The 14698-nt window shown below is 35.2% G+C and carries 16 protein-coding genes; 14 read left to right on the top strand and 2 right to left on the bottom strand.

The genetic code is table 11. The annotated features are described in order from the left end of the window. The first annotated feature begins 4 nt into the window (after window positions 1–4). The 10 genes from rpmF (at window position 5) to B0A68_RS19480 (ending at window position 6736) form a co-directional block, all read left to right on the top strand. The gene (gene rpmF / locus B0A68_RS19525; protein ID WP_031455170.1) at window positions 5–199 is read left to right on the top strand and encodes a 50S ribosomal protein L32; all 195 of its coding nucleotides are present in this window, start codon (window positions 5–7) and stop codon (window positions 197–199) included. 173 nt (window positions 200–372) lie between these two features. Then, on the top strand, window positions 373–1371 hold the full coding sequence (locus B0A68_RS19520; RefSeq protein WP_035681698.1) for a beta-ketoacyl-ACP synthase III: 999 nt from the start codon (window positions 373–375) through the stop codon (window positions 1369–1371). A gap of 23 nt (window positions 1372–1394) precedes the next feature. Beyond that, entirely contained in the window at window positions 1395–1877 is a 483-nt protein-coding gene (gene accB, locus B0A68_RS19515; protein ID WP_035681701.1) for an acetyl-CoA carboxylase biotin carboxyl carrier protein, read from the top strand. Between the two features lie 112 nt (window positions 1878–1989). Continuing rightward, a complete protein-coding gene (accC, locus tag B0A68_RS19510; protein WP_035681704.1) occupies window positions 1990–3336 on the top strand; it encodes an acetyl-CoA carboxylase biotin carboxylase subunit in 1347 nt (448 codons plus the stop codon). A 329-nt stretch (window positions 3337–3665) separates the two neighbouring features. Next, entirely contained in the window at window positions 3666–3962 is a 297-nt protein-coding gene (locus B0A68_RS19505; RefSeq protein WP_035681705.1) for a hypothetical protein, read from the top strand. Between the two features lie 51 nt (window positions 3963–4013). Further along, window positions 4014–4310 carry a hypothetical protein gene (locus B0A68_RS19500; RefSeq protein ID WP_035681706.1) on the top strand — a complete coding sequence of 99 codons (297 nt, stop codon included), beginning with the start codon at window positions 4014–4016 and terminating at the stop codon, window positions 4308–4310. A 24-nt stretch (window positions 4311–4334) separates the two neighbouring features. Beyond that, complete coding sequence (locus B0A68_RS19495; protein WP_035681709.1) at window positions 4335–4625, top strand: hypothetical protein; 291 nt, start codon at window positions 4335–4337, stop codon at window positions 4623–4625. A gap of 18 nt (window positions 4626–4643) precedes the next feature. Next, window positions 4644–4940: a PepSY-like domain-containing protein gene (locus B0A68_RS19490; protein WP_035681712.1), complete on the top strand. Its 297-nt coding sequence runs from the start codon at window positions 4644–4646 to the stop codon at window positions 4938–4940. 18 nt (window positions 4941–4958) lie between these two features. After that, complete coding sequence (locus tag B0A68_RS19485) at window positions 4959–5261, top strand: hypothetical protein (protein WP_035681716.1); 303 nt, start codon at window positions 4959–4961, stop codon at window positions 5259–5261. Between the two features lie 128 nt (window positions 5262–5389). Continuing rightward, window positions 5390–6736, top strand: coding sequence for a sigma-54-dependent transcriptional regulator (locus B0A68_RS19480; protein ID WP_035681718.1), 1347 nt, complete (start codon window positions 5390–5392; stop codon window positions 6734–6736). Here B0A68_RS19480 and B0A68_RS19475 read toward each other — a convergent pair. Next, window positions 6733–9174 (bottom strand): ATP-binding protein, encoded by a 2442-nt coding sequence (locus B0A68_RS19475; RefSeq protein WP_035681719.1) that lies wholly within the window; start codon window positions 9172–9174, stop codon window positions 6733–6735. The genes B0A68_RS19480 and B0A68_RS19475 overlap by 4 nt on opposite strands. A gap of 181 nt (window positions 9175–9355) precedes the next feature. Further along, window positions 9356–11257 carry a S9 family peptidase gene (locus tag B0A68_RS19470; protein ID WP_035681721.1) on the bottom strand — a complete coding sequence of 634 codons (1902 nt, stop codon included), beginning with the start codon at window positions 11255–11257 and terminating at the stop codon, window positions 9356–9358. Between the two features lie 254 nt (window positions 11258–11511). Between B0A68_RS19470 and B0A68_RS19465 the strand changes: the two genes are divergently transcribed. The 4 genes from B0A68_RS19465 to B0A68_RS24535 all read left to right on the top strand — a co-directional run bounded on the left by B0A68_RS19465 (window position 11512) and on the right by B0A68_RS24535 (window position 14675). Continuing rightward, a complete protein-coding gene (locus B0A68_RS19465) occupies window positions 11512–12624 on the top strand; it encodes an NAD(P)/FAD-dependent oxidoreductase (RefSeq protein WP_035687774.1) in 1113 nt (370 codons plus the stop codon). Continuing rightward, a complete protein-coding gene (gene mtgA / locus B0A68_RS19460; RefSeq protein ID WP_035681724.1) occupies window positions 12624–13397 on the top strand; it encodes a monofunctional biosynthetic peptidoglycan transglycosylase in 774 nt (257 codons plus the stop codon). Before B0A68_RS19465 ends, mtgA begins: the two co-directional genes overlap by 1 nt. Next, window positions 13384–14343, top strand: coding sequence for a lipid A deacylase LpxR family protein (locus tag B0A68_RS19455; protein ID WP_035681727.1), 960 nt, complete (start codon window positions 13384–13386; stop codon window positions 14341–14343). Before mtgA ends, B0A68_RS19455 begins: the two co-directional genes overlap by 14 nt. 176 nt (window positions 14344–14519) lie before the next feature. After that, the gene (locus B0A68_RS24535; RefSeq protein WP_165571321.1) at window positions 14520–14675 is read left to right on the top strand and encodes a hypothetical protein; all 156 of its coding nucleotides are present in this window, start codon (window positions 14520–14522) and stop codon (window positions 14673–14675) included. Window positions 14676–14698 lie beyond the last annotated feature (23 nt).

Raw genomic sequence — 14698 nt, 5'->3', positions numbered from 1 at the left:
TAAAATGGCACATCCTAAGAGAAAAATCTCGAAAACAAGAAGAGATAAGAGAAGAACACATTATAAAGCTACTGTAGCTCAGATCGCTACATGTCCTATTACTGGAGAAGCACATTTATACCACAGAGCTTACTGGCATGAAGGTAAAATGTATTACAGAGGGCAAGTTGTTATCGATAAATCTGAAGCGGTTGCTTAATACGTTTTTGTAAATTATACTGGAACTCTCACATAGTGAGAGTTTTTTTTGTTGGTTATAATTTTTGTTTTTTAGGAAAATATAGACAAATTCGCTTCGTTTTTTTTTGTAATTTTCAAGTCTTTTAAAAATTTTTCAAATAATATATATTTGGAAGGAAATAATAGAATATAATGAATACAATCACAGCCGCAATTACCGCTGTTGGAGCTTACGTTCCTGATTTTGTACTTTCGAACAAAGTATTAGAAACAATGGTTGATACCAATGACGAATGGATTACCACTCGTACCGGAATCAAAGAAAGAAGAATTCTTAAAGATGCTGATAAAGGAACATCCTATCTTGCTATAAAAGCAGCACAAGATTTAATAGCAAAAGCCAATATAGATCCTTTAGAGATTGATATGGTAATAATGGCAACAGCAACGCCAGATATGATGGTAGCTGCTACAGGAGTGTATGTTGCTACAGAAATTGGAGCTGTAAATGCATTCGCGTACGATTTGCAGGCTGCATGCTCAAGTTTCTTGTACGGAATGTCAACCGCTGCTGCATATGTGCAGTCGGGCCGTTATAAAAAAGTATTACTAATTGGTGCAGATAAAATGTCATCAATTGTAGATTATACTGATAGAGCAACTTGTATTATTTTTGGAGATGGAGCGGGTGCCGTTTTATTCGAACCAAATTATGAAGGCTTAGGCTTACAAGATGAATACTTACGCAGTGATGGAGTAGGACGTGATTTTCTTAAAATTCCTGCTGGAGGATCTTTAATTCCTGCTTCTGAAGAAACCATAAAAAACAGGCAGCATAATATTATGCAGGACGGTAAAACCGTTTTTAAATATGCTGTTACCAATATGGCAGATGCAAGCGAATTGATTTTGCAAAGAAATAATCTGACAAAGGAAGATGTAAGCTGGCTGGTGCCGCATCAGGCAAACAAACGTATTATTGATGCAACTGCCGGAAGATTAGATCTGGACGAATCTAAAGTGTTAGTAAATATCGAAAGATATGGTAACACAACTTCAGGAACTTTGCCTTTAGTGTTAGCAGATTTTGAACACTTGCTTAAAAAAGGAGATAATGTTATTTTTGCCGCTTTCGGCGGTGGATTCACTTGGGGATCTATTTACCTTAAATGGGCTTACGATAAGAAATAAATTAAAACTAAAAACGAATCATTATGGATTTAAAAGAAATTCAAAACCTAATCAAATTTGTTGCAAATTCGGGCGTTGCAGAAGTGAAGTTAGAAATGGATGATGTAAAAATCACTATCAGAACAACTTTAGAAACAAATGTAACCGAAGCAACTTACGTGCAGCAATTACCTGCTCAGGCAGTATTGCCACAAGCTGCTCAGCAAGTTACTGCTCCTACAGTTGTAAATGTAACTCCAGAAGCGCCGGCAGCCAACGATTCTAAATATGTAACTATAAAATCTCCAATCATTGGAACTTTTTATAGAAAACCGTCTCCAGACAAAGCTGTTTTTACTGAAGTAGGAAACACAATCGCTAAAGGTGATGTTCTTTGTGTAATTGAAGCAATGAAATTATTCAACGAAATCGAATCGGAAATTTCAGGTAAAATTGTAAAAATTCTTGTTGATGATATGTCTCCAGTAGAATTTGATCAACCTTTATTCTTAGTAGATCCATCATAAATAAATTTAGATTTTAGATTTTAGATTTTAGATCGATCTACATTAAAGTAATTTTGTTAATCATCTAAAATTATCTAATTATCAAATTGTCTAATTATCTAATTAAAATAAGATGTTTAAAAAAATATTAATTGCGAATAGGGGAGAAATAGCACTTCGCGTAATTCGTACATGTAAAGAAATGGGAATCAAAACTGTAGCAGTTTACTCTACAGCAGATGCAGAAAGCCTACATGTTAAATTTGCTGACGAAGCGGTTTGTATCGGACCTCCTCCAAGTAACTTATCGTATTTGAAAATGTCAAATATTATTGCTGCTGCAGAAATTACAAATGCAGACGCAATTCACCCAGGATACGGTTTTCTTTCTGAGAATGCTAAATTCTCTAAAATTTGTCAAGAGCACGGAATCAAATTTATTGGTGCCGCTCCTGAAATGATTGATAAAATGGGAGATAAAGCTTCTGCAAAAGCTACAATGAAGGCTGCAGGAGTACCATGTGTACCAGGTTCAGACGGATTATTAGAATCTTTCGAACAAACAGAAAAACTGGCCAAAGAATTTGGTTACCCAGTAATGCTTAAAGCTACCGCTGGTGGTGGTGGAAAAGGAATGCGTGCTGTCTGGAAAGAAGAAGATCTTTTGAAAGCCTGGGAAAGTGCACGTCAGGAAGCTGCTGCTGCTTTTGGAAATGATGGTATGTACATGGAGAAACTTATTGAAGAACCTCGTCATATCGAAATTCAGGTAGTTGGAGATTCTTACGGAAAAGCTTGTCACCTTTCTGAAAGAGATTGTTCTGTACAGCGTCGTCACCAAAAACTAACTGAAGAAACACCTTCACCTTTCATGACAGACGAATTGCGTGCTGCAATGGGAGCGGCTGCTGTAAAAGCTGCTGAGTTTATTAAATATGAAGGAGCTGGAACAGTAGAATTTCTGGTTGACAAACATAGAAATTTCTATTTCATGGAAATGAATACCCGTATTCAGGTAGAGCATCCAATTACAGAACAAGTTATTGATTATGATTTGATCCGTGAGCAGATTATGGTGGCTGCTGGAATTCCGATTTCAGGAAAAAACTATTTACCAGAATTACACGCTATAGAATGTCGTATTAATGCAGAAGATCCATATAATGATTTTCGTCCTTCACCAGGAAAAATTACTACGCTTCATATGCCGGGAGGACATGGTGTACGTTTAGATACTCACGTTTATTCAGGTTATACAATTCCGCCAAATTACGATTCAATGATTGCCAAGTTAATTACAACGGCGCAGTCTCGTGAAGAAGCGATCAGCAAAATGCGAAGAGCTTTGGATGAATTTGTTATCGAAGGCGTAAAAACTACAATCCCTTTCCATAGACAATTAATGGATGATCCAAAATATATTGAAGGAGATTATACTACTGCATTTATGGATACTTTTAAAATGAATCCAATCGAATAATTTAAAGGCTGTCAATTTTGACAGCCTTTTTTATTAAACTTATATATTACAGTAACCCGACAGGTTTTTAAAACCTGTCGGGTTTATTTGTTACTGAAAAAGAAGATCTTAAAAACTATTTTCACCAAGTATACACATTTTGTGTATACTTTTTACGCACTTTTTTGTTTAAGTAAACACATTTTTGATTTTTTTGTTTTTGGTATATTTTAAATAAATCCTTTAAAATAAAGGCTTTAGCCAGTTTGGCATACTAGTTTTTGATTACGGCATAATATTTTCATTATCTAAAGCGTAAACAACTAGTAAATAATTAAAATATACACATTATGAAAAATCTATTTTTATCAGCCGCAATTGTTTTAGGAAGTTTAACTTCATTCGCTTCAACTTCTCCGATTACAAATACTATCGTAAAAGTTGTTTCTGTTGAAGACGAATACACAGAAATTAAATTAGAAGAATTACCATCAGCTATCTCAGAATCTTTGAAAAAAGCATATCCGGAAGCGGTAATTACTAAAGCCTATAAAAACGAAAAATCAGAATATAAATTAGACGTTACCGTTGGTGACAAAGTAGGAAATCTTTTTGCAAATGCAGATGGATCTTGGATTAAAAAATAAGCAGCTTTCTTACAATCTAATTTCAATTATTAATACTTAAATATACACATTATGAAAAATTTATTTTTATCAGCCGCAATAGTTTTGGGAGGTTTAACTTCATTTGCTTCAACTTCACCAATAACAAATACAATCGTAAAAACAATTTCTATTCAGGACGAATACACAGAAATTAAATTAGAAGAACTTCCGACAGCGGTAACAGACGCTCTTAAAAAAGCATATCCGGATGCAGTTCTTTCTAAAGCATACAAAAATGCAAAATCAGAGTACAAATTAGATGTAACTGTTGGAGATAAAACAGGAAATCTTTTTGCAAATGCAGACGGTACCTGGATTAAAAAATAAAACATTAACTAAAAAACTACTATTATGAAAAAGTTAATCTTATCGGCAGCAATTGTTCTAGGAACATTGTCGATGCAGGCAGAGAATGTTGTTGTAAATAGTGCAGCGTTTCAATCCGTAAATGTTCAGGACGATTATAAAGAAGTTGATGCTGTTCCGGCAGCCATCAAAACAGCTCTAGATAACGAGTATCCAGGTGTAAAATTAGAAAAAGCCTGGGTAAACGATAAAAAAGAATACAAAATCGAAGTAACTGTTCGTGGAGAAAAATCAATTGTTTACACAGATGCTTCAGGAAAAATTATTAAAAAATAATTTAAACTATAAACTATCATGAAAAAGCTAATCTTATCAGCAGCAATTGTTTTAGGAGGTTTGTCAGTTCAGGCTGCAGCTCCATCCCTGGCCACTAAAATGGCTCAATCTGTAACTATTCAAGATGAATTTACTGAAGTTGGCGCAGATGCTGTACCAGCAGCTGTAAAGTCAACAATAGAAAAATCATTTCCGAATACTAAGCTCGAAAAAGCATATAAAAATGCTAAAAATGAGTACAAGTTAGAGATTTCAAGTGGAGACAAAAAGTATGTTGTATATACTGATGCTTCGGGAAATATCATTAAAAAATAATAAATAAAAATCAGCATTATGAAAAAGTTAATCTTATCGACAGCTATCATTTTAGGGAGTTTGTCTATCTACGCAAGTACATCAACAACTACTGAAAAGACAGAAGTAACGACTGTTTCTGTACAGCAAAAAGAATATACAGAAGTTAGTGCTGACGCTGTTCCCGCAGCTGTAAAAACAGCATTGCAAACTGCTTACCCTGGTGCTAAACTAGAAAAAGCTTACGTGAATGAAAAAAAAGAGTATAAACTCGAAATATCAGTTGGAGACCAAAAGGCTACTGTGTATTCAGATGTCAATGGTAACTGGTTGAAGATATAATTAGGTGAATTTAGATTTATGTTTTTGGTGAAAAAGAGATTGCTTACAGCAATCTCTTTTTTTTTGCATAATTTTGTGAAAAGACAATTTTAATAGTCTTATTTTAGCAAAAAAGTCCCAAAAAGCAAATGCCAAAGATATTATTAATAGAAGATGACATTTCGTTTTGCAAATTATTAGAAAAATTTCTAGTTAAAAAAGCATACGATGTAACGATAGCTTTCTCTGCTGCAGAGGCACGGCTTGCGATTAAAAACGAATCTTTTGATTTGATTTTGACCGATCTGCGCCTGCCTGATTCTGATGGCATTGGACTAATGTCTGAAATCAAAAATGATTATCCTGAAATTCCCGTAATCTTAATGACGGGCTACTCTGATGTAAATACTGCCGTTAAAGCAATTAAGAACGGTGCTGCAGATTATATCTCCAAACCTTTTAATCCGGATGAAGTTTTACTGGTTATTACAAATGCATTACAGCTTCCAAAAGAAGAAAAAGAAACGCCGGTAAAAGAGAAGAAATCAAATAAAAAGCCCGCAGCAGTTGAAAATGAATTTGTAAAAGGAATTTCTACTGCCTCAAAAAAATTATTAGATCATATTCAATTGGTAAGTCCAACAGATATGTCAGTTTTAATTATTGGCGAAAGCGGCACAGGAAAAGAAATTATTGCCAAAAGTATTCATCAGCAGAGCAATAGAAAAAACAACAATTTTATTGCAGTCGATTGTGGTGCAATTCCAAAAGAATTGGCGGCCAGTGAATTTTTTGGTCACTTAAAGGGATCTTTCACCGGAGCAATCAGTGATAAAATGGGATATTTTGAAGCAGCAAACGGCGGAACATTGTTCTTGGATGAAATAGGAAACCTTTCTTATGAAAACCAGATTCAGCTATTGCGTGCGCTTCAGGAACGAAAAATAAAACCTGTTGGAAGCAATAAAGAAATAAACGTCGATATAAGAATTATTACCGCTACAAACGAAGATTTACGGGAAGCAGTAAAAAACGGTGATTTTAGAGAAGATTTATACCATAGAATCAACGAGTTTTCGATTCAGTCGCCATCTTTAAAAGACCGAGAAGAAGATTTGATGGTTTTTGCTGATTATTTTCTGGAAAAAGCCAATCAGCAGCTCAATAAAGACATCGTCGGATTTTCTCCAGAAGTTGTTACTATATTTCAAAATTACAGCTGGCCGGGAAATTTACGTGAATTGCAAAACTGCGTTAAACGAGCTACACTTTTATCTCAGGGCGATTTTATACAAACAGATGTACTGCCGGCAGAATTTTTTCAAATACAAAGATCACAAAGCTCAGGAGGTAATTTTTCATTATCAGAAAATGAAAAAGAAGCCATTATTCACGCTTTATCTAAAGCGCAGAATAACAAATCTGAAGCTGCAAAACTGCTTAAAATTACCAGAAAAACACTTTACAATAAATTGAAGCAATACAATATAGACTAAGCCAATTCCTGTTTTAGCTCAGCAAACAGCAAATCGGTTCTGTTTTTTAGATCTTTGTACATGACGTTCATCTCAGAAATATCAATTTCCTGTTTTTCTATTCTTTTCAGCATTTCACCAATTTCACGTGCCTGAATTTGTTTAAACATAGGTGCAATTCGGTGCGCAATAGATCTGGCTTCCTCTGTATTCTGTTCTGCAATAGCAGTTTGCAAAAGAGCAAGATTTTCTATGCTACTGTCTATAAAGGATTTTATAACTTCTTTTAAAGCTTCGTTGTCATTGCCTAAAAACTCGTAAAGAGTATCCAGCGAATACAATTGAGACGAATTATGATCTTCGATATCACTAATCTCAACATTTGGAAGCACATCATTATCTAAAATATGATGAATGGTTTCTAACAATATCTTTGGAGAATAAGGTTTTTTTACCACCGTAGTAAAACCCGCATCTTTGTACACAGAAAAATCTAAATCTGTTCTTCCTGTTAAAGCAATTACAGGCTGTTTATCATACACAGACCCGGGAAGTTTTTTTAGTTTTTCCAGAAACATAAAACCATCCATTTCCGGCATCTGAATGTCGGTAATCACAAAATCATAATTCGTGCTCTGAATTGCCTCAAGTGCTTTTGCAGCATTATTAAAGGATAAAACTTTATGGTTTTCCTGTTTTAAAACGCTGCTGGTTAAATTTAAAAGATTGATGTCGTCGTCTACAACAACAAAGGTTTGCTGCGTAGTATTTCTTAAAATAGGTTTTTTAACTTCTTCAATCGTATTTTGACTGTGGTCGAAAAGCAGCGGAAGCGTAACTTCAAAGGTGCTTCCCTTTCCAAATGTACTTTCCAGATTTAATTTTCCGCCCAGAATCGAAATTATTTTCTGGCAGATTGCCAATCCTAAACCTGTTCCGCCGTATTTTTTTTCAATGTTTTCATTCGCCTGCGCAAATTCTTCAAAAACCAATTTTTGATTTCCTTTTTCAATTCCAATTCCGGTATCTTCAATATTTACTACAAAAAAGTTATTGTCGTCTGTTATGTAAGCGCCAATTTTGATGTAGCCTGTTTCTGTAAATTTATAAGCATTCCCGATAATGTTGGTTAAAACCTGCTTCAATCGAAACGGATCTCCAACAATTCTGGTCTGCAGTTTTTCATCAACATTAATAATTAAATCAATGTTTTTCTGTTTGTAAACGGTTTGAATGTTACGCGCAACATCTTCAACAATTTCCGGAAGTAAAAACGGAACTTTTTCTATTGTAATTTTTCCGGCTTCAATCTGAGAAAAATCCAATAAATCCTGTACCAATTGTGTAATGTACTCTGACGAATTTTTGATGTTTTTTATAAAATAAGACTGCTTCGTATTTACCTCTGAATTCCCTAAAAGTTCAGAATAACCTACAATCGTACTCAACGGTGTTTTTAAATCGTGGCTTACGGTTGAGATTAATTGTTCACGACTTTTTAGAAGATTTTTGGTTTTAAAGTTGGCAATTTCCAGCTGTTTTTTATACAACTGAGATTTAGTCGAATCGCTTACAATAAGAATTGAGAAAAATACAGTAAGCAATAAACCGATTACGGCAGAAGCAGTAACAATCTCGTTGACCCTTTTTAATGATTTCTCTTTAAGTGAATTATTTTTTATGGAGTTGATTATGATTTCGCGCTCAATAATTCTAAGAACTTTTCTAAGCTGATCAGAAATCGCCATTTCGGTCTGCAGTAATTTATTCTCTTCAAAATCCAGTGATTCTTTCTTTTTTTCGGCACGCAGTTTTACCGAACTCAAGAGTTTCTTCGAATTAGCCAAAATAGAATCTGAGGCTCGTTTGCTCAAAGTATTAGTGCTGTCGTCAGGAATATTTTGATTGAGATAATCTACATACTGCTGCAAGACATTACGCTGGTAACTCCCAAGCTGATTCGGATTTTTGGTAAAATCCTGAAGTTCTAATTTACGTAAGTTAAACTCCATTTTTGTAATCTCGTCAATGGCCGAGTTTACAGAAACTTCGTCATCTGCCTTGTTTTTTATTTCTTTTAACTGCTTTATATTCTTGGTTTTTTCAGCCAATAAATAGGTTACGCTGTCTAGCAGTGTTTTCTGATATTGCGTCGTAACAATTTGTTTTAAAGTATCTATACGCAGACGCAGCGAATCGGTTTCGATCAGGTAATTATTAAAATCTTTTTGCGAATTGTTTTGAATGGTTTGTCTCGCTAAACTCTCCGTTTTATATACGTTAGAAAACAATTTGCTAACTCTCAAAATTTTGGTTTTTTCAAACGCAATCTTGTCTTCCAGTTTATTATAAACTACATTTTCAGAATATAAAAACCAACCTACAGTAACTACCAATGCCAATAAAGCAACATAACTAAAGAGAACCTTGACTGGCATGTAATTTTTTTTGCTTTCCATAAATGCGGCGTTGGATTTGTGGTGTTATTCTGTGTCTGTAAACATTTGCAATTTATCTAAAAAATCTATTTAAAAGATAAAATGCCAACTCAAAGTTTTATATAATTTTAATTTTTTGAAAACAAAAAAGCCGTAGATTATATAATAAATCTACGGCTTTGCTGTGTTTGTCTGAATTAAATTACAAGGTCTCGTTCAGCCATTTAAAAAATTCTCCCTGCCAAACCTGAGCATTTTGCGGGTGTAAAACCCAGTGATTTTCATCTGGAAAATATACAAATCTGCTTTTGATTCCTCTTAACTGTGCAGCCTGAAAAGCTTCTTGCCCTTGTCCAATCGGCACACGGTAATCTTTTCCTCCCTGAAAAATCAAAATTGGTTTGTTCCAGTTTTGCACCAAAGTTGCAGGATTAAAAGTAGTATAAGCTTTTTGTGCTGCCACATTATCTTTTTCCCAGTACGGTCCGCCAAAATCCCAGTTGTTAAAGAAAACTTCTTCTGTAGTTCCCAACATACTTACAGTATTAAAAACTCCGTCATGAGCGATAAAGGTTTTGAAACGATTTTTGTGGATTCCAGCCAGATAAAACACAGAATATCCTCCGTAACTTGCACCCACACAACCTACACGGCTTTTATCAACGTAGCTTTCTTTAGAAACATCATCAATTGCAGAAAGGTAATCGTCCATAACCTGTCCGCCCCAGTCTTTACTAATCTGTTCGTTCCATTCAACACCATGACCCGGCATCCCGCGGCGGTTTGGCGCTACTACTACATAACCTTTTGCAGCCATCAAAGAGAAATTCCAACGGAAAGAATACGATTGTGTCAGCGGACTTTGTGGTCCTCCCTGACAGAATAATAAAGTTGGATATTTTTTAGACGCATCAAAATTTGGAGGAAGGATCACCCATACCAGCATTTTTTTGCCGTCTGTAGTCGTAACATAACGTTTCTCGGTTTTGCTTAACGTCAATGTTTTATAAGTTTCAGTATTTACATTAGACAATTGTTTCCAGCTATTTTTCTTTAAGTTGAAAGAAAAAATTTCTGCAGCATGATTCATATCAGTGCGGGTTACAATAATCTCATCGCCAGAAAAACCAACCAAATCATTTACATCAAAATCACCATTGGTAAGCTGGCGAACCTGAACTGCAATTTTGGTCAGTCCGGGAAAGTTTACTTCAAAAAGTTGTTTTGTACCGTCGGTTGCTGCAACAAAAAATACTTTTTTGCCATCTTTACTCCAGATAAAATGATCTACAGTTCCGTCCCAATTAGCTGTTAAGTTCATTTTCATTCCCTTAAACTCTACAATCAAATTGTTTTTATCCGCCTCATAACCGTCGCGTTTCATTTGCAGCCAGGTTAGATTTCCTGTTGGAGAAAATTGAGGAGCCGTGTCGTAACCCAAATTGTCTTCGGTTCTGTTTATTGTTTTTTGAGTTTCTAAATTGTACTCATAAATATTAGTATTTGTAGAAATAGCATAATCAGTTCCGGCTTTTTTCTTGCATACATACAAAATGCTTTTGCTGTCCGGCGACCAGATGTAATCTTCGTCGCCACCAAAAGGTTTCTGAGGACTGCCAAAAGTTTCACCTTTTAAAATGTCGATTCCGGCAGCACCGTTTTTGTTTTCTTTATAAAAAACATGATTAAATTTACCTTCGTTCCACGTATCCCAATGGCGATAATCTAAACCGTCATAAATCTGGGCATCAGATTTGTCTAGGCTTGGGTAAAAATCTTTTCCTAAAACTTTCTCGATTTTTACTTCTTCATTGTACACTAAAAATTTTCCGTCTGGCGAAATATTTTTGTCTTTCAATAATTCTTTGATTTCCTTAACTTCAGTTGCAGTTCCGCCGTTTACGGGCAGAATGTAGAATTTAGAATTCGACTTGTTTTCTGCTACAGAAGGTGTAGAAACTTTAAAAACAATATTTTTTTCATCTTTAGAAAGACCAAGCGGTGTTACTCTTCCTAATTTCCATAACAATTCTGGTGACATTACATTTTGTCCGATAGCATTTAAACTCATCATTATTAAGGTTGTTACTACTATTTTTTTCATATAAAAAATCTATTTTTTTGTGGCGCTAAAAATACGAATATAATTTTGCAACAAAATGTTAAAAAAGGTTAAACCATGTAAGTTATATAAGTTCATCAAATTTAGATTTTTAAATATTTTATTCGCCAGATTAACAAGCAATACTTAATTTTCTTCATCTCTTAATGGTAAAGAATAAAGATTTAGAATGTTTAAATGAACTTATATTACTCATATGGTTCAAAAAAATTATTATTTTTATAAAAAAGTCTAAAATGGAATTAAGTTATTGGGAACTAAAAAACTGGTTCACAGCTGTAGATTACACAATTGTCGGGAGCGGTATTGTGGGTCTGCATGCAGGATTGCGCTTGCGCGAAAGATTTCCGGCGGCCAAAATTCTGATTTTAGAAAAAGGCATGCTTCCACAAGGCGCCAGTACAAAAAACGCCGGTTTTGCCTGTTTTGGAAGTCTTTCTGAAATCATGGAGGATTTAAAAACGCATTCAGAAGAAGAAGTTATTCAATTAATAGAAAAACGCTGGAAAGGGCTGCAGCTGCTGAGAAAAAGAGTAGGAGATCAGGAGATGGATTTTAGACCCCACGGCGGATACGAATTATTTTTGAAAGACGATGATTTTGGTTTTAATGAATGTGTTTCGAAACTTCCGTTTATTAACGAAATTCTAAAACCGCTTTTTAAGGCAGATGTTTTTTCGAAAGAAGTGGACCGATTTAGATTCGAAAATATTCAGGAATATTTGATTTTTAATCCCTTTGAAGCCCAGATTGATACTGGAAATATGATGCAGGAATTATTAAAACAAGCTATTGCAGCAAATATTTTAATTCTGAATCAGCAAACAGTAACTTCATATTCAGACGCCGGAAATCATGTAGAAATCGTGCTGGATGATTTTAGTTTTAAATCAAAAAAAATACTTTTTGCCACCAACGGATTTGCCGGATCTTTGACCAATGGAGCCGTAAAACCTGCCAGAGCCCAGGTTTTAATTACAGAGCCCATTCAGAATTTAGATATAAAAGGAACATTTCATTTAGACCGCGGTTATTATTATTTTAGAAATATTGGCGACAGAATTTTACTTGGCGGAGGCCGAAACTTAGATTTTGAAACCGAAACCACGACCGAATTCGGCCAGACGAAAATTGTACAAAATAAGTTGGAAGATTTACTTAAAAATGTAATTTTACCAAACCAAGAATTCCAGATTGCCCATCGATGGAGCGGCATTATGGGTGTTGGAAACAGTAAAAAACCTGTTGTTACACAACTGTCTGAAAACGTGTTCTGTGGAGTGCGTCTCGGCGGAATGGGTGTAGCAATTGGAAGTTTAATAGGAACAGAATTAGCAGATATACTATAATGGCAGTCAAGAAACCAGCACCAAAACCTACAACCGCAAATAAACCAAAACCAAAGACAGCGCCTAAGAAATCGAAGCGTTCTCTGGGAGAAAAAATAAAATGGTTTTTTATAAAAGCCGCATTATGGTTTTTTGGATTATCGATTGGCTCGGTAATTTTTTTCAAATACATTCCCGTGCCTTTTACGCCCTTAATGATCATTCGTGCCATTGAGAATAAATTAGACGGAAAAGCAGTGTACTTTGATCACGACTGGGAACCTATAGAAAAAATTTCTAAAAACCTTCAGAAAGCAGTAATAGCCAGCGAAGACGGAACTTTTTTAACGCATAATGGTTTCGATTTTAAGGCATTGCAAAAAGCGTATAAAAGTAACGAACGCGGACGCAGAATTCGTGGCGGAAGTACTATTTCGCAGCAAACAGCCAAAAACGTATTTTTATGGCAGGGGAAAAGTTATTTCAGAAAAGGTCTCGAAGCTTATTTTACTGTTTTAATTGAAGTAATCTGGGGTAAAGAACGCATCATGGAAGTGTATTTAAACAGTATTGAAATGGGCGACGGTGTTTACGGTGCATACGCCGCAACCGAACATTGGTACAGAAGAGATGCCTCTAGTTTAACACCTATGCAAGCCGCCGGAATTGCAGCAATTCTCCCAAATCCAAGAAAGTTTAAAGCCACAGGATCTTCAAGTTATATCAACAGACGCAAAGAAAGAATTGTTCGTGAAATGCGTGCAGTGGGAAAAATTAATTATGAAGGAAAATAAAAATGCCTTTACGGTATTGCTTTTATTGGCATCGGCTTTAATTTTTGGACAGGCAAAAACAAATGAAATTGGTTTCATTACCGATAATGACTTATACACATCGTCAAAAAATGATATGTATTACACCAACGGTTTAGAGCTTTTTTATCGGTTTTTGTCTAAAAATGAAAATGAGAAAATCAATAAAAAAATTACTGAGTTTCGCATTGGACAGTATATTTATAATCCGCGATTTATTAATGAAGCTGCAGTAACTATAAACGATCGTCCGTTTGCGGGCTATCTCTTTGCTGAGGCTGGAAGAAGTTTTTTTTACCAAAGCGAATCGGTTCTGAAAACCGATTTTCAGTTAGGTTACTTAGGTCAGAACGCACTTGGTAAAGAAATGCAGGAAGCTTTCCATCATGTTATTGGATATAAAAAAGTTTATGGCTGGGAAAATCAGATTCATAATGCGTTGGCACTCCAGGCACATGTAATGTATTCCAAGAAATTATTCCCCTCAAAACACAACGATTTTGTCGATCTTCATTTTCAGTCTGAAGCCAATTTGGGAACTGTTTTTACTGGCGTTTCAACAGGATTTCTAACCCGTATCGGATTTAAAAAACTGCTTCCTGTTTACGACTCCAATCTGCACGACGCTTCGATAAGTAATACAGAGCAGTATAATATCAGAGAATTTTACTTCTACGCAATGCCAAGTGTCAATTATCAGTTTTACGACGGCACAATTCAGGGAAGTATGTTTAATAACACAAGTCCCATAACTTTTGATTTAGAGCCATTGCGTTTCAACGCCGAAGCCGGATTAAAATACCGACACAACAATTTTAATTTTTCCTATTCTTTTATCTACCGCGGCAGAGAACTAAAAGATCCTGTTCATGATACCAATAGCGGTTATTTCTTTGGGAGTATTCGATTGGGGTATTTGTTGCGTTAGTCAGCTATTTTGGACTTTCAGCCCGTTCATAGTGCGCTGCACTATGTTGATGTCTGTTGGCTTTCAGCCCGTATTTGAGAACTGTTCAATTTATTGTTTTTAGTTTTTGCTTAATGTACAATATAGCTCTGAAAGAGCTCAAGCACTAGAATGGTGCATCGCACTATGGAATTAGAATGGTGCATAGCACTATGGAATTAGGATGGCGCAACGCAATATGGAATTGCACAACGCATTATAATGGTACAACACATTATGGATGGCGCAACGGGCTATGGAATTATAATGGCGCAACGCAATATGGAATTGCACAACCCATCATGGAATTATAATGGTGCAACGCAATATGAAATGG

Source organism: Flavobacterium reichenbachii (genome assembly GCF_002217435.1).
Lineage (GTDB): Bacteria > Bacteroidota > Bacteroidia > Flavobacteriales > Flavobacteriaceae > Flavobacterium > Flavobacterium reichenbachii.
Note: the sequence above shows the minus strand (reverse complement) of the source record. Positions and strands in the feature narration are given on the sequence as shown.

What these genes read in the sequence shown, in the direction of transcription:
- B0A68_RS19495 (WP_035681709.1), top strand. Translation starts at nt 4,335, where the DNA reads ATGAAAAAGTTAATCTTATCGGCAGCAATTGTTCTAGGAACATTGTCG.
- B0A68_RS19505 (WP_035681705.1), top strand. Translation starts at nt 3,666, where the DNA reads ATGAAAAATCTATTTTTATCAGCCGCAATTGTTTTAGGAAGTTTAACT.
- accB (WP_035681701.1), top strand. Translation starts at nt 1,395, where the DNA reads ATGGATTTAAAAGAAATTCAAAACCTAATCAAATTTGTTGCAAATTCG.
- B0A68_RS19470 (WP_035681721.1), bottom strand. Translation starts at nt 11,257, where the DNA reads ATGAAAAAAATAGTAGTAACAACCTTAATAATGATGAGTTTAAATGCT.
- B0A68_RS19520 (WP_035681698.1), top strand. Translation starts at nt 373, where the DNA reads ATGAATACAATCACAGCCGCAATTACCGCTGTTGGAGCTTACGTTCCT.
- mtgA (WP_035681724.1), top strand. Translation starts at nt 12,624, where the DNA reads ATGGCAGTCAAGAAACCAGCACCAAAACCTACAACCGCAAATAAACCA.
- B0A68_RS19490 (WP_035681712.1), top strand. Translation starts at nt 4,644, where the DNA reads ATGAAAAAGCTAATCTTATCAGCAGCAATTGTTTTAGGAGGTTTGTCA.
- B0A68_RS19485 (WP_035681716.1), top strand. Translation starts at nt 4,959, where the DNA reads ATGAAAAAGTTAATCTTATCGACAGCTATCATTTTAGGGAGTTTGTCT.
- B0A68_RS19480 (WP_035681718.1), top strand. Translation starts at nt 5,390, where the DNA reads ATGCCAAAGATATTATTAATAGAAGATGACATTTCGTTTTGCAAATTA.
- B0A68_RS19500 (WP_035681706.1), top strand. Translation starts at nt 4,014, where the DNA reads ATGAAAAATTTATTTTTATCAGCCGCAATAGTTTTGGGAGGTTTAACT.
- B0A68_RS24535 (WP_165571321.1), top strand. Translation starts at nt 14,520, where the DNA reads ATGGTGCATAGCACTATGGAATTAGGATGGCGCAACGCAATATGGAAT.
- B0A68_RS19475 (WP_035681719.1), bottom strand. Translation starts at nt 9,174, where the DNA reads ATGGAAAGCAAAAAAAATTACATGCCAGTCAAGGTTCTCTTTAGTTAT.
- accC (WP_035681704.1), top strand. Translation starts at nt 1,990, where the DNA reads ATGTTTAAAAAAATATTAATTGCGAATAGGGGAGAAATAGCACTTCGC.
- B0A68_RS19465 (WP_035687774.1), top strand. Translation starts at nt 11,512, where the DNA reads ATGGAATTAAGTTATTGGGAACTAAAAAACTGGTTCACAGCTGTAGAT.
- rpmF (WP_031455170.1), top strand. Translation starts at nt 5, where the DNA reads ATGGCACATCCTAAGAGAAAAATCTCGAAAACAAGAAGAGATAAGAGA.
- B0A68_RS19455 (WP_035681727.1), top strand. Translation starts at nt 13,384, where the DNA reads ATGAAGGAAAATAAAAATGCCTTTACGGTATTGCTTTTATTGGCATCG.